Genomic DNA, 21084 nt, shown 5'->3' on the forward strand with positions numbered 1-21084 from the left:
TGTGGATAATCAACACGCTTGGCTTTAGCCAATAGTATCTATAAGATAATCGATTTTTATCATCCAACATTTGGTTTTTTAGAGATTTTAGTAGCTTATTGGTTAAAAGAAGTACCTTTTGTAGTATTTTATTTAACTGTTACTTATACATCATTGGATCTCAATTCCCGAAGACTGATTCAACTATTTGGTGGAGGGAAGTGGCAACAATTTGTTCATGTTGAGTGGATAGCTATTAAGGGGCAAGTGGCAGAGCTATTTTTAATTCTGCTCGCTTTTATGTTGACGGCATATGAGGTACCTGCACTTTTAGGTAGTAGTGTTTATCCACTACTAGGACCCACTATCTTGGAATACTATTATTCCATCAATTTGGCAGACCGATTGGTGATAGATGTATTATTAATTAGCATTTCAATCGTATTTGTAAGTGCAGCATTTATCTTGTTTTATTGGACAAATCGAATGAAACATCCACTTGGAAAGGGGAGTCGGACGCTATAAAACAACTCCTCTTTATAGGTTATACGATGATGTTCTTTTATTCTGTATGGCTATTTATTACTGGGAAAATGACTTTTGCATTTATTTTACAAGATCCCTCAATTGTTCAAGCAATTACTTACACCCTTATGATCACAAGTATTACAATTGTATTAAATATCAGTATAGGGCCATTAACAGGCTGGCATTTAGCAAGTAAGGTTAGTCTTTGGAAAGATGTATTTGTATTGCTACCACTCATTCTTCCCGTAATTGCAAGTATGGGTGGCTTACAACTGGCATTGCTGTGGATAGGGATTCCTGATCAATTAATAGGCGTACTATATATTCATTTAATGGTTACAATCCCATTTTCCATTCAAATATTTAAAAATCGATTTTTAGAGCTTGATAAGGAAATTCCCTCACTCGTAAAGTTATTTAACGGTTCAAAAAAAACCATGTGGATATTTGTCTACTTTCCCCTCCTTAGCGGAAGCTTGTATACGTCGTTGTTGCTAACAACTGTGATATCACTGAGTCAGTATGCGATTACTGCATTTATTGGTGGTGGTTTAATTCCAACAATCACTACACTTCTATTTCCATATCTGACATCATCTAATTTCTATATTGTACATACTTCAGTATTTCTTCTAATAACCATGATTGGACTGTTTGCTTTTTTAATGAAGGCGATCATCTCACTCTCTAAAAAGGTGGTGACATCATTCTTATGATCGAGTTGCAAAATGTCTCAAAATCCTTTGAAGGTAAAAATGTTCTCACGTGCGTGAATCTCTCTCTTAAGCAAGGGGAAGTTGTTACGATTCTTGGGAAGTCTGGAAGTGGCAAGTCTACGTTACTCCAACTAGCTGCGGCAATGGAACCTGTTGACGAGGGCGAAATCCTTAAAGATCCACAAACTATGTGTGCGTATATTACACAAAAACCTCTTCTATTTAGTCACATGACAGTTTTACAAAATATCGCCTTTCCATTGAAGTGCCAGGGTGTCGGAAAGAATGAGCGATACGAAATAGCAAAAGTTTGGCTTGAAAAAGTTGAACTTTCTGGTCTCGAGAATCGTTTTCCATATGAGCTTTCAGGTGGGCAGCAACAGCGAGTGTCAATTGCGCGTGCATTTGTTTATCAACCAGATGTCCTATTAATGGATGAACCATTTGCGAATTTAGACGTGAAACTAAGTCGACAACTTCAACACCTTATTTTCAACGAAATGAAACAGCGTAATGTTGCAGGCATTTTTGTGACGCATAACTATGAAGAGACAAAAATGTATGCTGATCAAACTTTTTTACTGCAAGAGGGCAAGCTTACAACTATGTCAGAAGAAGAAGTTGAATTATATTTTAATGAAGGCATTGAAAAAGATGGTCAGCTTTATTCCATCTCAAATTGTTTGTTATCTAATAGCTCTAGTGATACTTCAATTCCTGTCTTATTTGAAAAAGAAGTTCATTTATACGGAGTTAACTTTTTTGTTGTCACTTTGCCCAATGGACAAACGCAATTTATGAAAAAGACCAAAGAAATAAATATAAAAGAGCCTTTACATCTCATTTTGAAGGAGGGGTAAACATCCATGTTAGACACAAAAGGCCAACCAGTTATTCAACCTCTTCTAGATACGATGGCTGAAACATTTATCAAATGGCACTTATCTGCGAACGTAGTTACCGGAATTGCATTAACAATAGGAATTTTAGCAAGTGTATGGATATATGTTGATATGATTTGGTTAGGACTTTCATTTTTATGGCTTTCCGGCTTCCTCGATGCTGTAGATGGCACAATGGCTAGGAAAACAAAACCTTCTGCAGTAGGTACTGTACTCGACGTAACATTTGATCGAATTGTAGAAGGTGGAATTATTTTAGTGCTCGCGATGAAGTATCCAGAACATGCGGTTATTTTACTCGTTTTAATGTTTTCTATTTTACTTGCAATGACTTTATTTCTAACGATTGGCAATGTAGCGCCGAATTCCGGGAAAAAAAGCTTTCATTATGCGACAGGCTTAGCTGAACGAACAGAGGGTTTTATCTTACTAACAATAATGGTGATTTTTGCACCAACCTGGTTATTTTGGACAACTTTATTTTTTATTATTATCGAAGTTTTAAGTACAGTTTTACGTTTCACAGCATTTGCAAAGGAAGAGAGGGAAACACATGAAAGAACATAAAGTAGTGGTCATTGGAGGAGGATCTGGTGGCTTATACACTGCAGCAGGACTTGCGAGGCTTCATGTAGATGTAGCACTTGTCAATGTGACTGAAAAACTAGGCGGAGATTGCCTGCATTCGGGTTGTGTTCCATCTAAGTCCTTAATTTATGCTTCAAAACAAGGTATGAATTGGGAGAAGACGTCCAACCATATAAAACAAGTAATTTCAGAAATTCAAGTACATGATTCAGTTGAGCGATTTGAAGGGCTTGGAGTGTCAGTTTATATCGGACATGCAAAGTTTGTTAGTCCAAATGAAATAGAAGTAAATGGACAACGAATTCGTGCGAAAAAGTTTGTGATTGCTACGGGCTCTATGCCGCGCGAATTAACAATTGAAGGGTTAGAGACTGCTGGATATTTAACGAACGAGTCATTGTTTCGTTTAGAACATCGTCCGAAGACTTTGGCAATCATAGGAGCGGGCCCTATTGCCTTGGAACTTGGACAAGCGATGGCGAAGCTTGGAACGGATGTTCATATTCTAAATCGTAGTAAAGAAATTTTAGGCCACTTCAATTCTTCCATTCGTGCCGTTGCAACAAATTATTTCGAAAAAGAAATGAAAATTTCCAACAAAACAGAAGTTACACATGTTGAACTAGAAGGTAATAAAAAGCGTCTCAGCTTAAGTAATGGTAAACAAATCGTAGTAGACGATATTATGATAGCCGCAGGCCGTATAGCAAACATTGGGTCCCTGCGCTTGGAAAATGCCGGAGTTACTATGAAAGATGGTTTTATACAGGTAATGGATACGTATCAAACATCACGTTCTCATATTTACGCTATTGGAGATGTTGTTGATACGTATACTCATACACACGCTGCTGGATTAGAAGCTCGAGCGGTAATCGAGCATATTGTGTTTCCTAAAAAGAAAAAGGATATTTATTTAGATTTTGCAGCAATCATTTATTCTACACCTGAAGTATACCAATTGTTCGGTGATGATAAGCAAGTTGTTGAAACAATAGAAGTTACTTCAAAAGACATCGATCGCTACAAAACAGAAGCAATGGATGATGTTATTATTCGTATCGGCATTAATAAAAAAGGATATGTCATTAATGCACAAGCTGTTGGTCCAAATATTAGTGATCTAATGCAGTTAGTTGCCTATACGAAGCGTATTAAAAAACCAATCTCCACATGGGGGAGTATGACAGTACCCTATCCAACTCATGCTCAAATGCTACAACAAATCTCTAATACGTACATGTCACGGACTTTAGAAAAACCAATTGTGCAATCATTGTTAAAAACATATATGTCTATGCGTGGGTTAAGTAAATGAAGTCTAAAAGCTTCTGGCAAGAATGGAGAAAAATAATTTTATTTGTTGGATTTGCCATTCTGTGTTTAATTGTCTTATATGTATTTGATGTAATTGGAAAAATTGATATTGAAGCAGCAAGTGACGCGGTTAGAGAATTAGGAATTTGGGGTATGGTATTGTTCGTCGTGGCGTATACAATACGTCCTTTATTCTTCTTCCCAGCAACACTCTTGACATTATTCGGTGGGTACACATTCGGTCCATTTATAGGCACGGGTCTTGATATTATAGGTGCTGGAAGCGGTGCCGTATTAGCGTTCTTAGTTGCTCGATATTTAGGGCGAGAGAAAATGAAAAGATTTTTTAGAGGAAAGAAAATAGAAGGATTTGATCAATCTATTCGAAATAATGGCTTTATGGTCGTCCTCTATTTAAGGTTGATTCCACTCATTCCATTTGATTCAATCAATTATTCACTTGGATTAAGTTCAGTCAAACTGAAATCATATATGGCTGCTACGTATTTAGGTATTATTCCAGGTGCTTTTGTTTTAAATTACATTGGTTCATCATTTCGGACGATGGATTCAAATCTGTGGATAGCGATTGCTTTATATGGTGTAATGATTTTACTACCCATCCTTGTGAAGAAGTTCAAAGGGACGACACAGATTCCACTTGAAAAATAAGATGCCAAATCGAGAAGGGGATATAATTGTCTATGAAACTAGGGGTAACAAATAGAAAATTGAAACCTGTTGAAGAAAAGCCAAATAGCGTATCCACTCAAACTGACATTAAACGTAATCATATGGAGCCAATACCTTATACAAGTAATCATGGTAAATCAAAATGTACGATAAAGATGGTTATGAAAAGGATGAAACGGGTTGAACTACATGAAGAACAGGAAAATTATCTCCATTATATAGAAACGTCAAAGGTATTTAAATTTAAAGATGATATTGAGTTTTATTTCGATGAAACTGAACAAGTTATCCATTTTCGTTCGAAATCACGAGTAGGACAATTCGATTTCGGTGTAAATAGAAAAAGAATGCAAAAAATCAGAGATGCTTTTAATAAAACGGTACAGTAGGTAGGAATATAGTTATAAGGAATTATATAAGGAGGAATTCTGTTGACTCAAAATGAACAACATACAAGTAAAGAGATAGAAACAAATGCTACTTCAAAAAAACCACAAGAAATAACAGAAGACGGATCTTTTAAACGCCAGACCAATCGATTTATAACTCCTTTTGGGAATAATCCAGAAGAATTACCAGTAGAAGCAGGTCGCTACCGTCTTTTATGGTCTGCAGCATGCCCATGGGCACATCGGCCTGTCATCGTGCGGAAAATTCTTGGACTTGAAGATGTTATTAGTTTAGGTACTGCAAGCCCTCTTCGGCCCAAAATAGGACGAGTGGACTGGGAGTTCTCCTTAGATAAAGAAGGAGTAGACCCTGTACTCGGGATTCAATACATGAGTGAAGTTTATAAAAATGCAGATGCAAATTATAGTGGAAGACCTACAGTTCCTGTCATGGTAGATATTAAGAAAAAAGAAGCAGTAAACTACAACTATTTTAAACTAACCAATTCTTTTGAAATGACTTGGGCACCATTCCATAAGGAAAATGCACCAGATTTATACCCAAAACATTTACGCACGGAGATTGATGAGTTAAACGAAGTTATCTTCCATGATGTCAACAATGGCGTTTATAAATGTGGATTTGCAGCATCGCAAAACTCCTATGAACAAGCTTATGACGTATTATTTTCAAGATTGGATGAGTTAGAAGAGCGTCTATCGCAACAAAGATTCTTATTTGGAGACTTTATTACAGATTCCGATGTTCGACTCTACACAACCTTATCACGGTTTGATGCAGCTTATTATACAGCTTTTAATACAAATCGAAACCTGATTCGGGAGTACACACATTTATGGGGCTACGCACGTGATTTATTTCAGACTCCAGGTTTTGGTGATACGACTGATTTTGATGCAATTAAAAGCCACTATCATTTATCGATTACGATTAATCCTGATAAATCTGATGTAAATATACTGCCTAAGGGTCCTGATTTATTTGCATGGAACACACCACATTATCGTCAAAAGTTAAGCAATAAAGAAGAGAAGTTTATGATTCATGATAAATAGGGTTGAAGTGGAAGGTGATTATAAATGAACATTCGTAATGCCTTAAAGAGTGAGTTGTCAACCATTCGACAACAAAGAATTAACGCCTATAGCGAGCATACCAAAGCTCTCTCTGACGAACATTGGCAAGCTTTAAAAAAGGCAATATCTTCTGATGCAGATATAGGTCAAGACGTCGAACTAATCATTGCTGAAATAGAAGGTAAACTAGTAGGCAGTGTTGCTTTGTTTCCTCCAAAATCTGATGCATATGAAGGGTATGTTGATGAACTTGACTACCCTGAAATTCGGGTGCTTGCTGTCGATCCACAAGCAAGAGGTAATGGCGTGGCATCCGCATTAATTGCTGAATGTATTCAAAGGTCAAGAGCAAAAGGGTTTACATCTATTGGCTTACACACTGGCGAATTTATGAATACTGCAATCAAATTGTATGAGAGAATAGGTTTCGAACGATTACCTCAACACGATTTTGAACCTGCAAATGATGGTGTAATTGTGAAGGCGTTTCGTCTTTCTATTTAACCAAAAGCTTGAGTTAGACAATTAAATAAAAAGAAATTCCACTAGATTTTATTACTTACAATTAAAAGTTTGAAATAATGGAAAGAATAACAATTGAGAGGATGATATCATTGGCAATATATACAGAAATCACAACAATTCCTGAATGGGAAAACGTTCTTCTAAAATCGCAAGAGAAGCCAGTTTTAATTTTCAAACATAGTACAACTTGTCCTATCAGTGCTGCTGCATACAAAGAATTTACATCGTTTAAAACGGACATTGATGCATATTTAGTTAAAGTCATTGAAAGTCGCCCAGTGTCTAACGAAATTGCAAGTGGATTGAATGTTAAACACCAATCTCCACAAGCATTGGTTTTATTACAAGCTAAACCAGTTTGGCATACATCACATTCAAGTATCACAGAGAAGAATCTGGCTAAAGCAATGGAAACAGTATTATAATGTACTCCTACAAAGTCTGTTCTTAAATAGTAATGACTTTTTTAAAAATCAATATACGAGCATTAAAATTCCGGGAATTCATCGTGAATAAGTAGTATTGACGCATTTAATATTCCATCCTATTAAAAATAAATTTTAATGGTGGGGTTGAGTTAGTGACCTGACGTTATGACTTCAGCGATGTGTTTAAACAATACTAGAGCAGATAAATTTTCAACTATTTGTAAATGTTGGTCTAGGTGATAGATTTTTCATGCTAATTGTGATAGCATTACACTTTAAAGAAGTGAGGACGTGGCTGAATATGATAAAAATTGAGATACCAAAACCAGATATTACGTTAGTACAACGTGTACAAGATCGATCAAATGATGAACCGGAGATCCCTTCGGTTTATGGTTTTATCGACTTTCATCAGATTGCCCGTGATAAAGGCGGCATCATTATGTTCTTTAATAAAGAAGAAGAACTTTTATTCGTTGGGAAAGCACGTAAAGTAAGACAACGTGTGAAAAAACATTTTGAAGATAATGTTTCTCCTATAAAAGATCATCGTGAAGAAGTATCAAAAATCAAGATTTTTTATGTTGACGATGCAATGGAACGTGAAATTTATGAAACTTATTTAATTAATAAATTTGTTGCGAAGTATAATGTTGATAAAAAGTATGCTCACTAAAAAACTGACTTTATAGTCAGTTTTTTTATATAAATTTTTTAAATAGTCTAAACACTTGGTTCATAAAATAGAGGATATAAGCGTATAAGTATCGAAATAGGTATTATGTGAGTTTAAATTTAATTGTAAAGGGGAGAAACTCTATTGACATTTAAAGTTCAGCGAATAGAAGATTTGAATAAAGTTGACGTATCACAGTTGGTGAAGGAAAGCGAAGAAGAAGGGTACCGTTTCTTATCACGTTTAGTGAATGATTATGAAGATGGAACTAATACATTTAATAAAAATGGTGAAGCACTTTACGGTGTCTGGGCAGAGCCTGATAAATTAGTGGCAATTGGAGGAATAAATCAAAATCCCTTCAAGGATAATATGGATGAAGCACGCTTGAAGAGATTTTATACACTCGGTGATGCACGTAGACAGGGTGTTGGATCTCAGTTATTGAATGAACTGGTGAATCATGCAAAAGATAACTTTAAACGAATTTCATGTCGGACAGAGTCAGCAAAAGCAGATGCTTTCTATAGGGCAAATGGTTTTGAAGAAACACATGATTTCCCTCATACTACACATGTAATTAACCTATAAAACACCAATTAAAATGAGGATACGCTGAAAATTGTGTATCCTCATTTTTTTTATTATTAGTTTAAGAAATGAACAAGTGAGCAAATAGTACAATTATTGGTAATGTGATAATTGTACGTAAAATAAAGATTAACACCCCTTAAAAATAGCTGAGTGGACGAAAACATGAGATGAGTGGATGAAAACCATAGCTGAGTGGATGAAAACATGAGATGAATGGATGAAAACCATAGCTGAGTGGATGAAAACATGATTTGAGTGGACGAAAACATCATGTGAATGGACGTAAATCCAAAATGTCAGTAGAAAGACGGAGGGCGGAGTGACAAACTTCACTTCGCTCTCCATCTTAGTTATTAAGGGTATAATAAATTTGATATTTAATACGACCCTGGAAACAAAGTCAATATAGTATCTGAAATTCTTTTCAAATGAAACTCTAATCTTGTAATCGAATTAGGTTAACATTCTATCCTAATAGATTATTTTTGGAGCTGTGATTACAATTATGGAATTCAACAACCTGAGGAATCTATTTATTTCTTCTCAAGAACTTTCCATGAAGTACGTGAAATCTCCTCGAGTTCAGAATCGTCAAGTTTAAAAGTTAGAGCACCGACATTGTCTTGAGCATGATGGACTTTAGTTGCTCCAGGTATTGCAAAAATTGTTTCTCCGTGATAATGGATAGTCCAGTTCAATGCAACCTGACTAGCACTTACATTGTATTTTTCACCAATAGAATCGAGTAAAGTAATAAGTGGTTTGGATTTAGCCAACCCAGCCTCTTTAAACTTACTTTGAAATCTTCGTGGACCTTTGGCATCGTGAATTAAAGCAGGATTATCATGAAATTTACCTGTAAGCAATCCTTGTTCAAGAGGTGAATATGCAATTATAGAAATTCCTAAATCTTTAGCACTTTGAAGGATGCCATTTTTTTCAATACGACGGTCTAATAAACTATATTTTACTTGGTTAGAAGCGAGTGTAAGTCCATTTTCACTTAGTATCCCGTGCGAGTTGACCATATCTGCAACGTTAAAATTACTAATACCAACTTGATTAATATGGCCGGCCTTTACTAGTTCAATCATTGCTCGTATTTGTTTATCAACTGAAGAATAGGAATAAGGTTGGTGAATTTGATATAAGTCAATCGGTCGATTACGTAGTGCTTCTTTCCGGGTATGTATTGTTTTATTAATGGAGCTAGAGGTTCTAAACATTGGCCACCACTTGGTTGCGATTCTAGCTTCTTCCTGAGTAACACCAATATTATCAAGCGCTTTCGCTAAAATCTTTTCTGATTCTCCACCACCATAGACTTCAGCTGTATCAAACCAATTGATCCCTCCATCTAAAGAAGTTTTAATAATTTCTTCAGTTAGTGCATCATCTAGTGCTCCCCAAAACTTACCTACCATACCTGTACCTTTGCTGAATTGCCAAGTTCCCAGACCGAGGGGACAAATGGTCAAATCCGTTTGACCTAGACTTCGTCGTTTCACCATAGTATTTTTCAAGTATATGAGCCTCCAATGTGAATTATCTGGTAAAAGTGTAACACTTGTTCTATTAAGTTAGCGAATATCAAGCGGTTTGTAACTTTTCATAAACTATTCCATAATAGAAGATAGCAAACTACGTAAGGTGGTATTCCGGTGAAGGATGATTTGATTTTTGATATGGAAATGGCTAAAGAATACGATAAGGGAATTAGGCGAGCTTTGCCATCCTATGATGCATTATTTCGTATGGTGCAATCCTTTTTACGTGCAAATATAAAAGACTCGGCAAACGTATTGGTCGTTGGTGCAGGTGGAGGAAATGAAATTGTTACATTTGGAACAGCGAATCCTTCTTGGACTTTTGCGGGTGTGGATCCGTCTGAAGCAATGCTAGAAGTGGCCTTGCAAAAAGCTAAAAACGAGGGCATCGAAGAACGTGTGTCCATTCATGTTGGGAAGATTGAAGAAATTGAATTTACTGAGCCATTTAATGCTGCGACATGTATATTAGTTCTCCACTTTGTTGAGACGATAGAAGAAAAACGAAGTTTATTAAAAACAGTAAAAGAACAATTAAAACCTGGTGCCCCTTTTGTTCTGGTGACGATGTTTGGTGATCAATCGAATTCGGAATTCAATGAACGAATGAATTTATGGAAGTCGATATGGCTAGATTTAACGGATTTAACGCTAGAAGATGTTAATGGGATGGAAGAGTCAGTTCGTGAACTATCATTTATATCAGCTAATGAAATCGAAAAACTCTTAGACCAAGCTGGATTTGAGCGGGTTACACAATTCTTTTCAACTACATTATTTGGTGGATGGATTGCACACGCGGGCAATTAGACCAACAAACTTTTGATTAAGTTGTTCATACGAACCTAAAAAAGCGAGAATCTCTTAGGATATAAGAGTTTCTCGCTTTTTAAACAATTCCTTTTTAATCTTAAGTAAGAAATAATGAGATTTGCGGGAAAAGAATAATCAACACTAGAACAATTATGAATATTGCGAAAAAGGGAACGACTCCTTTTATTACATTTTCTACCTTTTCCCCTGATATGCCACTGACTACAAATAAATTCAGTCCTACAGGTGGGGTTATCATACCGAGTTCCATATTTACTACCATAATAATTGCAAAGTGTATTACATCAATTTCTAATACAGAAATTATTGGTAGCAAGATTGGAAGTGTAATTAATATAATTGCAGTCGGTTCTAAAAACATACCAAGTACAAAAAACAGGATGCTAACAATAAGTAAAAAGGTCCACTTATTAAAACCGCTATCACTGACCCAGGAAGCAAAAGCTTGTGGTATTTGTTCGGTTGTCAAAAACATTCCTAGAACAAGGGCGGCAGCAATGATTAGGAATATCATTGAAGTGGTGTTAATTGATTCTGTTAATATCTCCTTGAAAGTAACCCAATTCAATTCTCTGTAGATAAATATTGAAATAATTAGCGCGTACAGTGCGGCTAAAAAGGAAGCTTCTGTAGGTGTAACGACACCAGTATAAATACTTCCCAAAATTACGATAGGCATTATTAATCCCCATACTGCCTTTACCGTAGGCTTCAATCTCTTGTTAAAAGGAACTTTTTCTAGTCCTCCATAGCCTTTTCGGTATGCTACTATAACTGCGTATACTATTAGGGCAAATCCTAGTAATATTCCTGGCAAAATACCAGCAGAAAATAGTCTTCCAGTAGACTGTTCGGAAACAGATCCATAGAGAATTAGAGGGATGGATGGTGGAATTAAGATTCCAAGTGTACCAGCAGCTGCAACTAACCCCATAGAATACTTCTTGTCATATCCCGCTTTTACCATCATTGGAATCATAATAGCGCCAATGGCAGCTGCAGTAGCAGGACTAGATCCTGAAATAGCAGCGAAAATCATACATGTAACGACAGTTACAATTGATAATCCACCTTTAGTATGTCCTACCCAAGAACGTATACATTCAATAAGGTATTTTGAAATTCCTCCCTTAGCCATAATCAAACCAGCGAATACAAATCCAGGAATGGCCATGAGTGTAGTACTATTTACACCGGTAAACATCTTTTGAATTACCGTGTTGAGAGAGAAGTCTACCAAATAAAGACCAATAATACTTGAAACTGCTAGACTAATTGCGATTGGAACTCTTAATAAAGCAAGGCCGAATAGTAAACCAATTACGATTATTGCTTCCATTGGATATCCTCCTCGTTAGTTATATCTTCATTTAAAATAAAATATTTATATGCTTTCTCACAGAAACGTATAAATAATAAAGCCCCTGCAATCGGCATTATTAAGTAATTAATCCATATAGGAAAATTCAAATCGATTGTTTTTATTCCTTGAGCGTATGCGGTTAATACCATTTCCAGTCCTGTCCATAAGATGAATAAACTAAAACCGACTCCTATCAGAAGAGTTACACCTTGAGAAAATTTCTTCATCTTTGGTCCTGACTTGTCATACATGATATCAATAGAAATGTGTTTATTATCCTTTAATGCAGTAGAGAAACCTATGAATATCGCCCAAACAAGAAGCATAGTATATATTTCTGTTGCCCAGCTTTGGGAGGCCCCTACTACATACCTCATGAATACTGAATAAAGGCTAACTCCAAACCCGAAAAGAAAAAACAAACCAGATAAAGCGCTTTCAATTTTATCTAAAATCCTCATTCCATTTCCTCCTTTTGCAGCAATATTGTATATTGGATACGAGATGCCGATATTCTGAATTTTCAAGATTACAAGATTACAAGATATATCATAATATAAGATATATGTAACAACAAGATAAATAAGAAAAATTATTTAAAGATTCTAATTTTTCTTTACATTTAGGTTCCGGTGTGATAATTTATTTGTGAGTTGTATCCAATAACCAACGAAAGGGGATGTGATTTTATCAGTGCATTAAAAAGAAGAAAACCGGTAAGGGAAGTGTATTGATAAAAACGAAAGCCCTTTCACGAAGTGAATTACAACTTGGATTTATTTTTTATCTATAAAAAAATTAGGGGGAAATTCTATGAAAAAGGTTATTCTATTTGTATTTTTATTAATGTCAGTTATCTTTTTGGCAGCGTGTGGAGGTAATGAAGCAACTGAGCCAACAGATGATGGTTCAACTCCGGGTACAGATGATGGTGGTAATGACATACAGGAAATAACTATTAAATTTTCTCATGTTGTAGCAGAGAATACTCCCAAACATCAAGGGGCATTGGCGATGAAAGAGTATATTGAATCAAATTCTAATGGGAAAATAAAATTTGAAATTTATCCGAACAGTTCATTGTTTGGTGATCAAGATGAATATCAAAATCTAGTATCAAATAATATTCAATTTATTGCACCAGATTTAACAAAGTTTGTTGGTAATAATCCTCAATTCAATGTACCTGCTCTTCCATTCATGTTTGATAACGATGAAGAGGCTATCGCATTTTGGGATGGCGAAAAAGGTGCTGAAGTTTTAGGTAGTCTTGAAGCTGACGGTGTCTTAGGATTATCAATGTGGCCTAATGGTGGTAAGCATCTGACGAATGATGAAAAAGCAATAGATTCACCAGATGATTTAAAAGGTTTGAAATTCCGTACTCAAGGTGGGCAAGTATTAGAATCTATATATAAAGCCCTAGGAGCAGGGTCAGAATCTATTCCTTTTAGTGAGCTTTATACAGCACTTGACCAAGGTGTTGTAGACGGTCAAGAGAATACATTTAGTAACATCGAATCTAAGAAGTTTGATGAGGTTCAAACATATATGACAGTTATGAATCATACTCGTGTTGATTACGCTGTTTTCACTAATACAACATTTTGGAATGAATTGAATGAAGCAACAAAAGAAATTGTAGTAGCTGGTTTGGCAGAAGGTACAAAAGTGGCAAGAGCAGAAGCTAAGAGTCTAAATGAAAAAGCATATGAAACAATTAAAGAAAGAGGCTTAGTTGAAATTATTGAATTAACACCGGAACAGGTTGACGTATTTAGAGAAGTAATGGAACCTATTTATGCAGAATATGAAGATTCAATTGGTGCGGATGTAATTGAGGCGGCACGCGAAGCAGCAAAAGATTAAAAAATTATCATAGTCCTTTATTGAACTGAAAAAGTTGGCTGTTTTTATAGCCAACTTTTTGTGTTTTAAGATAGGCATTGGGAGGCGTGAGTAATCCGAATGACAACTAAAACTTTAGTCGAAAACTGCTTGTCAACATCTTATGAACAAATACCTGAAGAGGTAATACTTCATGGCAAAAGAAGCTTGCTAAATTGGATGGGAGTTTCAATTGGCGCTTCTAATCATCCTTCAATCGATATGTTAATAGAACTTTCAAAGGATCTTAAATCGGCACAACAAGTTTCCATATATGGCAGGGAAGAAAAGGTTGATTTATTAATGGCTACATTGATAAACGGTACATCTTCCCATATTTTCGATTATGATGATACACATTTAGATACTATTCACCATCCTAGTGGACCAGTGGCACCTGTGGTTTTTGCATTAGGAGAACATTTAGGTTTAAGTGGCAAGGAGATTTTACATGCCTTCATTTTAGGATGTGAAGCAGAACTAAGAATAGCAAATGCGGTTTATCCAAGTCATTATAAGCTAGGTTGGCATATTACAAGTACAACAGGTGTGTTTGGGGCAGCAATTGCTGCTGGTATCTTATTAAAGTTAGATCAAGAAAAATTATTATGGGCACTAGGAATTGCTGGAACACAATCATCTGGTCTTAGAGAAGTATTTGGAACAATGAGCAAACCATTCCATCCAGGAAAAGCAGCGCAGAATGGATTATTATCAGCTCTCTTGGCGAAAAAAGGATTTACAAGTTCTGAAATGATCTTAGAAGCTAAACGAGGTTTTGCGAACGTATTAGCACCAGAGCATGATTTAGAGAAAGTTAATATTCGCTGGGGACAAGACTGGGAACTTTTGAAAAACAGTTTCAAACCATATGCATGTGGAATTGTCCTTCACCCCTCAATTGATGCTTGCGTGTATTTACATAAAACCCTTTCATTTGAAGAATTGCAGTCAATCGAGCTAAAGGTTAATCCATATGTACTTGAACTGACTGGAAAAAAAACACCGAGTACAGGGCTAGAAGGGAAGTTTAGTGTATATTTTACCGCCTCGATTGCATTTTTAGAAGGAAGTGCCAGTGAAAAACAATACACAGACGAAAAAGTTAACGAGGAAAAAATTAGAGAAATGCAAAAGAAAGTTAGTATAACGGTAGACAATGATATTAAAGAAGAAGAGGCTGAAGTTATCGCAAGCTTGAAGGATGGATCACAGATTACTTATAAGGTATTAAATGCAAAAGGAAGCATCTGTAATCCTATGTCTGAAGAGGAACTGTTAACTAAATTTGCTAGTCTGGTTGAAGAGAAAATAGGGAAATTTAATTCTGAAAGACTTGCTAATTTCCTTCTTAACATAGAGAAATATTCTACTATAAATGAGCTAATCGCGCTCAATAAAATAGTAGTTGTAAGTGAAGGGTAATCCATAAAAAAGAATAGGAGAAGTGGTTATGAACAAAGAAAAGTTTGAAATAGGTTTAGAAATACGAAGAAGTGTTTTAGGCGCAGAATACGTCGATCAATCGATTCAAAATGCTACTGAATTTAATATGCCTATGCAAGAATTAGTAACGGAATACTGTTGGGGAGAAGTTTGGGCAAGACCTGGCCTTTCTAAAAAGACAAGAAGCATGCTAAATCTTGCTATGATAACAGCTTTAAATAGACCTCATGAGTTAAAGCTTCATGTAAGGGGAGCAATTAATAATGGTTTAACAAAAGACGAAATTAAAGAAATATTTTTGCAGACCGCTATTTATTGTGGTGTACCAGCTGCAATTGATAGCTTTAGAACGGCAAAGGAAGTTTTTGATGAAATGGATAAAGAGTAAACTGTTCAGAAGTTATTTATAAGAGTTCAGGTTTGTAATTTATTATACAAAAATTATTCTAGATAAATAAATTACAAACGTGACTGTTATTGCACTAAAGATTGTAGAAAGAAGTACTGCTTGAGCTGCAAATGCAGGTTCATTTTCATATTCTTGTGCAAGTATTGCGCTGTTTACTGAACTGGGGACTGCTGAAGCAATAAACAAAGCTTGTGCAGTTATCGTATCAACTTCGAGAAAAGAGATTATGATAAAGGCTAAAATTGGACTGATTAGTAGTCTGACACAGACATTCAAGTAAACCGTAAACATATTTTTAGTGAAATTGAGTTGTACAACCTGTGCTCCTAGGGTTAAAAGTGCTATAGCAATAAGTGAATCCGCAATATAAGATCCTGATATGTATAGAAATTGTGGAAGTGTAATATTAAAAGCGTTTAACCCAAGGCCAATAAACATGGCATAAAGAACGGGCATTTTAAAATAAGGAATAGAAGCTTTTAACATATCTTTATTAATTTTCTGTAAAGTGATAATACCATATGAGTAAACAAGTAAGTTTTGAAATGTTAAAATTAAAACCTGGACAGCCATTGCGATAGGATCTTGTCGAAAGACTAAATCGTTTACAGAGATCCCGTAGTTTCCAGAATTGTAGAAAAGCGCACTATGAGAAAAAGCAGTACTAAGTCCATTATGGAAACGGAAAACCCTAGAGATTATCATGGATACAAAATACAATAAAACACTTAAACCAATGAAAAAGAGCAGTACTTTTAAAAATAACTCCCAATTTAGATCCGTTTCATATAGGCGAATTAAAATTAATCCAGGAACTAAATAATATATGTTTATTTTAGCTAAGGTGTTTAAATTGAATTGGAACTTGAGATGAAGAAGTGAACCAAAGCCAATAAGAATGAGGATTGGTAAAAGGATATTGAAAAAAATACTAAGAATTTCCATAGACAGACTCCTTTTATTTAAACAACGTAATTATTAGAATATTTATAGATAAGAGATATTGTATACTATAGCCCTTTGATTTATGTGAAGAAAGTCATTTTTCAGAAATTGAAGAAATTAAAATTAAAAGAAGTGATTTTGAGGACGATAATTCAAATTTTGATAGGGACTTTTAAAGTTATTATGTAAAACCTTGAATAATTTTTAAAGCATGAAACACTAAGTACCATATTAAAAGCAGAACTCTAAACATCCGATTACAAATACATAATTAAATAAAAGAACCAGGAGGGAAAAGTTGTGAAAAAATGGGAAACAATTATATTAAACGAAGATCACAGCTCTGAGAATGTTTATATTATTGAACTAAACAGACCTGATGCAATGAATTCTTTAAACACAACAATGGGGATAGAATTGATTGAATGCTTAGAACACTTAAAAAATATTGAAAATTTACGAGTTCTTGTATTAACAGGTACAGGTGAAAAAAGTTTCTGTGTGGGTGCTGATTTAAAAGAAAGAAAAGGCATGACTAATGACCAGTGGAAGCTACAACATGATATTTTTGAAGATGCATATGAGTTATTAAGGGACTTCCCATTTCCTGTAATTGCATCTGTAAATGGTTTTGCTCTAGGAGGTGGTATGGAGATGCTTTTAAGCTGTGATCTTCGCTATTCGGCTGAGCATGCAAAAATGGGATTCCCTGAGGTGAAATTAGGGATTATCCCAGGTGTCGGTGGAACGCAACTATTGCCTAGAGCGATACCGATAGGATTGGCAAAAGAATTTCTATTTAGAGGGAATCAAATCGATGCACAAAAAGCACTAGAATCAAGCATCTTAAATGGCGTTTTCAAAAAAGAAGAGTTACTTTTTAATACTTTGGAAATAGCAAAAGAAATCGCTAAAAATGCCCCTTTATCACTTAAAGCTATAAAAAAATCAATTAATACAGGTCTACAAACAGATATCAATACTGCCTTAACCATTGAATTAGATCAATATTATAAATGTGCAAATTCAGAAGATAGAAAAGAAGGTATTTTATCTTTTAATGAAAAGCGAAAACCAAATTGGCAGGGGAAATAAAGTTACATATAGGAGGATGTTTATATGTCTGTAAGTACAATGGAAGATTTAAATCTTATCAGGAAAAGTGTGCGATCACTTTGTGAAAAATTCCCTGAAGATTATTGGAAAGAAATTGATAAAAATCAGGAGTATCCAGAAAAGTTTATTAAAGCCTTAACAGATGAAGGATGGTTGTCGGTATTGATTCCTGAAGAATATGGTGGATCGGGGCTTGGTATGATTGAAGCAGGAATTATCTTGGAAGAAATCAACCGTTCGGGAGGGAATGCTGGGGCTGGGCATGCACAAATGTACACGATGGGGGCTGTTCTTCGCCATGGAAATGATGAACAAAAGAAACGGTTCTTGCCTAAAATTGCAAGTGGAGAATTACGTCTACAAGCATTTGGTATTACCGAGCCAACTGCTGGAAGCGATACGACCAGCATCATTACAACAGCTGAGCGACAAGGTGGCAAATATATTGTAAATGGTCAAAAGATTTGGACGTCACGTGCAAAATACTCAGACTTAATGTTGTTACTGGCAAGAACAACGCCGAAAGATAAAGTACTGAAGAAGACAGATGGATTGAGTTTATTTATTTTAGATATGCAAGATCAAAAAGATAGAATTATTATTCGTGATATTGAAACGATGATTAATCATGCTACTACTGAGGTGTTTTTCGAGAATGCAGAGATTCCGGTAGAAAACTTAATTGGTGAAGAAGGAAAAGGATTCCGTTACGTTTTAAGTGGGATGAATGCTGAAAGAATTTTAATTGCTTCCGAAAGTGTTGGAGACGGTTTATATTTCGTTGATAAATCAGTAAAATATGCAAATGAACGAGAAGTATTTGGTCGGCCTATTGGGCAAAACCAAGGGGTTCAATTTCCAATTTCACGTGCATACATGGAAATTGAAGCAGCAAAGCTAATGAGGGACAAAGCATCTAAAATGTTTGATGCAAATGAAGTCTGTGGAGCAGAGGCAAATATGGCGAAGTATTTAGCTTCTGAAGCTACGTGGAAAGCAGCAAACTCTGCCATGGATACTTTTGGTGGTTACGGATTTGCTACAGAGTACCATATCGAAAGGAAGTTTAGAGAAGCACGGTTATTTATTATTGCTCCTGTTACGAATAATCTTGTCGTCAGCTATGTTGGCCAACATGTTCTGGGAATGCCAAGATCATTTTAAATTAAAAAGCCATATGATTTTACAATGGATTTTTAATTTATTTAAAAGGAGATTAGAGAAATGGAACTTAGTAGAAAGTTAGCAAAATACAGTCTGGATTTATCGTATGAACAGCTACCACCTAACGTTGTTGAATTTACGAAGCTTTGCATATTAGATTATTTTGGATCAGCTATTGCTGGTTCCGATAAAATTCCTGCTCAACTGATAAGTGAATTAGTAAAGGACTTAGGGGGAACGGAGCAGGCAAGCCTTTTTACTGGAGGAAAATCCTCTGTTTTAAACGCCGCTTTAGTGAATGGTGCATCAAGTCATACAGTGGAGCTTGATGACATCCATAAAGGATCAATTATCCATGCTGCGACTGTTGTAATTCCTGCAGCAATCGCTATTGCAGAATGGAAAAAATTATCTGGAAAAGAGTTAATTACTGCAATAGTTATCGGCTATGAAGTTTGTTTTAGAATTGGAGAAGCAGTATCACCTTCTCATTACTATTATTGGCATAATACTGCTACATGTGGAACTTTTGGGGCAGCTATTGCTGCTGCAAAATTACTTGATTTAAATGAAGAGGAAATGATAAATGCATTAGGCAATGCGGGTACTCAGGCAGCAGGGTTGTGGGAGTTTATTGAAGATGGAGCAATGACAAAACAGCTTCACACGGGTAAAGCGGCGATGAACGGAGTAATGTCAGCACTATTATCCCAAAAAGGGTTTACTGGTCCTCAGAAAATACTCGAAGGCAAACGAGGATTTTTTAAAGCTATGAGTGAAGAATACAATGAAGAAAAGATAACTGAAGGTTTGGGTGAGGAATATAAGATTTTAGAAAATTCCTTTAAAATTCATGCCTCGTGTCGACATACACATCACGCTATCGACTTATTAATAGAGATCTTTAACGAACGAACTCCTTCTCTCAAAGAAATACAGTCTATTACCGTTAACTCGTATCAAGCGGTTATTAATATTACAGATAATAATGATCCCCAAACACAGTATGCCGCTAAGTTTAGTGTGCAATTTTGTTCAGCATTGGCCATTCTAAGAGGGAAAGCAAGTTTAGACGACTTTGATGAGTCTACTTTATGGGATAAAGAAATCCGAAACTTAATGAAGAAAGTAAAGGTTGTATTAGATCCGCAAATTAATGCAAATTATCCTAATCAATGGGGTGCTACTGTGGAGGTTAATTTTACAAATGGAGAAACAATAAAAAAGGTTACAGACTTTCCAAAAGGAGATCCGGAAAATGCTGTGACAACAGAAGAACTGTTAGAAAAATTCATGAATTTGTCTAGTAAATATTCAGACAAGAAAAGAACAAATATTGCTGAAGCTATATTTGAGCTAGAGTTATTAGAGAATGCTGAAGAAATAATGGCAAATATTTAGATAAAGAGGGAGAAGTAATGATTGACGAAAGCAACATTGAACATGATAAACAATTAGATTTTATTCAACAACAATTAAAAACCTTGAGTAAGAATGAGCTGAGTCAAATATCTTATTTGCTATCTCTATATCAGGACTCAGCTTCTAATCAAGAGTCCCCAACGATTCCAATGCACTTTTTAGGTAAATTTTTAGGGATTAAAGAAAATCTAGATGGAACAACTGAGATGAAGCTAGGTTTACAAAATGAAAATACATACGGGGTCGCTCAGGGAGGTTCTATTTATACGCTTGCTGATGTTGCTATCGGCTTTAGCATATTAAAGAACTTAGCAGAAGGAGAAAAAGTTTTCACCTTAGAATTGAAGGTCAACTTTATAGAAAAAGGCCAGGGGTCCCGTCTTATAGCAACTCCATCCATTCTACGCCAAGGAAAGAGAATGGTTGTTTCCGAGTGCACTATCACTGATGAAAAAGGAAGATTAATAGCAAAGGCTCTTGGTACCTTTTATATCGTTAGAGGATAAGAAAGAAGGATG

Annotated in this window: 24 protein-coding genes; 20 read left to right on the forward strand and 4 right to left on the reverse strand. The window is 35.5% G+C overall.

What is annotated here, in order from left to right:
• The first annotated feature begins 18 nt into the window (after window positions 1-18).
• The 12 genes from B371_RS22550 (at window position 19) to B371_RS0117830 (ending at window position 8430) form a co-directional block, all read left to right on the forward strand.
• Window positions 19-504: a hypothetical protein gene (locus tag B371_RS22550; RefSeq protein ID WP_019415666.1), complete on the forward strand. Its 486-nt coding sequence runs from the start codon at window positions 19-21 to the stop codon at window positions 502-504.
• A gap of 26 nt (window positions 505-530) precedes the next feature.
• Entirely contained in the window at window positions 531-1223 is a 693-nt protein-coding gene (locus B371_RS0117780) for an ABC transporter permease (RefSeq protein ID WP_237721555.1), read from the forward strand.
• Window positions 1220-2083, forward strand: coding sequence for an ABC transporter ATP-binding protein (locus B371_RS0117785; protein ID WP_019415668.1), 864 nt, complete (start codon window positions 1220-1222; stop codon window positions 2081-2083). Before B371_RS0117780 ends, B371_RS0117785 begins: the two co-directional genes overlap by 4 nt.
• A gap of 6 nt (window positions 2084-2089) precedes the next feature.
• Window positions 2090-2692 (forward strand): CDP-alcohol phosphatidyltransferase family protein, encoded by a 603-nt coding sequence (locus B371_RS0117790; protein WP_019415669.1) that lies wholly within the window; start codon window positions 2090-2092, stop codon window positions 2690-2692.
• A complete protein-coding gene (locus tag B371_RS0117795; RefSeq protein ID WP_019415670.1) occupies window positions 2679-4031 on the forward strand; it encodes an NAD(P)/FAD-dependent oxidoreductase in 1353 nt (450 codons plus the stop codon). The genes B371_RS0117790 and B371_RS0117795 overlap by 14 nt, the downstream gene beginning before the upstream one ends.
• Complete coding sequence (locus B371_RS0117800; protein WP_019415671.1) at window positions 4028-4702, forward strand: TVP38/TMEM64 family protein; 675 nt, start codon at window positions 4028-4030, stop codon at window positions 4700-4702. The genes B371_RS0117795 and B371_RS0117800 overlap by 4 nt, the downstream gene beginning before the upstream one ends.
• Window positions 4703-4734: 32 nt before the next feature.
• Window positions 4735-5112, forward strand: coding sequence for a DUF1499 domain-containing protein (locus B371_RS0117805; protein ID WP_019415672.1), 378 nt, complete (start codon window positions 4735-4737; stop codon window positions 5110-5112).
• Window positions 5113-5154: 42 nt separating this feature from the next.
• Window positions 5155-6189, forward strand: a complete 1035-nt coding sequence (locus B371_RS0117810; protein WP_019415673.1) for a glutathione S-transferase family protein — start codon at window positions 5155-5157, stop codon at window positions 6187-6189.
• Between the two features lie 24 nt (window positions 6190-6213).
• Window positions 6214-6714 carry a GNAT family N-acetyltransferase gene (locus B371_RS0117815; protein WP_019415674.1) on the forward strand — a complete coding sequence of 167 codons (501 nt, stop codon included), beginning with the start codon at window positions 6214-6216 and terminating at the stop codon, window positions 6712-6714.
• A gap of 110 nt (window positions 6715-6824) precedes the next feature.
• The gene (gene ytxJ / locus B371_RS0117820) at window positions 6825-7160 is read left to right on the forward strand and encodes a bacillithiol system redox-active protein YtxJ (RefSeq protein ID WP_019415675.1); all 336 of its coding nucleotides are present in this window, start codon (window positions 6825-6827) and stop codon (window positions 7158-7160) included.
• A 304-nt stretch (window positions 7161-7464) separates the two neighbouring features.
• Entirely contained in the window at window positions 7465-7839 is a 375-nt protein-coding gene (locus B371_RS0117825) for a nucleotide excision repair endonuclease (RefSeq protein ID WP_026023119.1), read from the forward strand.
• Between the two features lie 144 nt (window positions 7840-7983).
• Window positions 7984-8430, forward strand: coding sequence for an N-acetyltransferase (locus B371_RS0117830; RefSeq protein WP_019415677.1), 447 nt, complete (start codon window positions 7984-7986; stop codon window positions 8428-8430).
• Window positions 8431-8966: 536 nt separating this feature from the next.
• On the opposite strand, the gene B371_RS0117835 is transcribed toward B371_RS0117830, so the two are convergent.
• Window positions 8967-9956, reverse strand: a complete 990-nt coding sequence (locus tag B371_RS0117835; protein ID WP_019415678.1) for an aldo/keto reductase — start codon at window positions 9954-9956, stop codon at window positions 8967-8969.
• Between the two features lie 138 nt (window positions 9957-10094).
• On the opposite strand from B371_RS0117835, the gene B371_RS0117840 reads away from it, so the two are divergent.
• Window positions 10095-10790, forward strand: a complete 696-nt coding sequence (locus B371_RS0117840; protein ID WP_019415679.1) for a class I SAM-dependent methyltransferase — start codon at window positions 10095-10097, stop codon at window positions 10788-10790.
• A 100-nt stretch (window positions 10791-10890) separates the two neighbouring features.
• On the opposite strand, the gene B371_RS0117845 is transcribed toward B371_RS0117840, so the two are convergent.
• Together B371_RS0117845 and B371_RS0117850 are read right to left on the reverse strand one after the other, a co-directional pair.
• Window positions 10891-12153 (reverse strand): TRAP transporter large permease, encoded by a 1263-nt coding sequence (locus B371_RS0117845; RefSeq protein ID WP_019415680.1) that lies wholly within the window; start codon window positions 12151-12153, stop codon window positions 10891-10893.
• Window positions 12141-12638: a TRAP transporter small permease gene (locus B371_RS0117850; protein ID WP_019415681.1), complete on the reverse strand. Its 498-nt coding sequence runs from the start codon at window positions 12636-12638 to the stop codon at window positions 12141-12143. The genes B371_RS0117845 and B371_RS0117850 overlap by 13 nt, the downstream gene beginning before the upstream one ends.
• Before the next feature lie 352 nt (window positions 12639-12990).
• Between B371_RS0117850 and B371_RS0117855 the strand changes: the two genes are divergently transcribed.
• From B371_RS0117855 to pcaC, 3 genes are all read left to right on the forward strand, one after another.
• Complete coding sequence (locus B371_RS0117855; protein WP_019415682.1) at window positions 12991-14046, forward strand: DctP family TRAP transporter solute-binding subunit; 1056 nt, start codon at window positions 12991-12993, stop codon at window positions 14044-14046.
• A 99-nt stretch (window positions 14047-14145) separates the two neighbouring features.
• A complete protein-coding gene (locus B371_RS0117860) occupies window positions 14146-15489 on the forward strand; it encodes an MmgE/PrpD family protein (protein WP_019415683.1) in 1344 nt (447 codons plus the stop codon).
• Window positions 15490-15517: 28 nt separating this feature from the next.
• Window positions 15518-15898, forward strand: a complete 381-nt coding sequence (pcaC, locus tag B371_RS0117865; protein ID WP_019415684.1) for a 4-carboxymuconolactone decarboxylase — start codon at window positions 15518-15520, stop codon at window positions 15896-15898.
• 42 nt (window positions 15899-15940) lie between these two features.
• Here the strand turns inward: pcaC and B371_RS0117870 are convergent, their stop codons facing one another.
• Window positions 15941-16864, reverse strand: a complete 924-nt coding sequence (locus B371_RS0117870; RefSeq protein ID WP_019415685.1) for an AEC family transporter — start codon at window positions 16862-16864, stop codon at window positions 15941-15943.
• 300 nt (window positions 16865-17164) lie between these two features.
• Between B371_RS0117870 and B371_RS0117875 the strand changes: the two genes are divergently transcribed.
• The 4 genes from B371_RS0117875 to B371_RS22060 are packed head-to-tail and all read left to right on the forward strand — an operon-like array spanning window position 17165 to window position 21072.
• The gene (locus B371_RS0117875) at window positions 17165-17959 is read left to right on the forward strand and encodes an enoyl-CoA hydratase/isomerase family protein (protein WP_019415686.1); all 795 of its coding nucleotides are present in this window, start codon (window positions 17165-17167) and stop codon (window positions 17957-17959) included.
• A gap of 24 nt (window positions 17960-17983) precedes the next feature.
• The gene (locus B371_RS0117880; protein WP_019415687.1) at window positions 17984-19144 is read left to right on the forward strand and encodes an acyl-CoA dehydrogenase family protein; all 1161 of its coding nucleotides are present in this window, start codon (window positions 17984-17986) and stop codon (window positions 19142-19144) included.
• 60 nt (window positions 19145-19204) lie between these two features.
• Window positions 19205-20545, forward strand: coding sequence for an MmgE/PrpD family protein (locus B371_RS0117885; protein ID WP_019415688.1), 1341 nt, complete (start codon window positions 19205-19207; stop codon window positions 20543-20545).
• 17 nt (window positions 20546-20562) lie between these two features.
• Complete coding sequence (locus tag B371_RS22060) at window positions 20563-21072, forward strand: PaaI family thioesterase (protein WP_019415689.1); 510 nt, start codon at window positions 20563-20565, stop codon at window positions 21070-21072.
• Window positions 21073-21084: the final 12 nt, after the last annotated feature.

Origin of the sequence: Paenisporosarcina sp. TG20 (genome assembly GCF_000286315.1) — a bacterium.
GTDB lineage: Bacteria > Bacillota > Bacilli > Bacillales_A > Planococcaceae > Paenisporosarcina.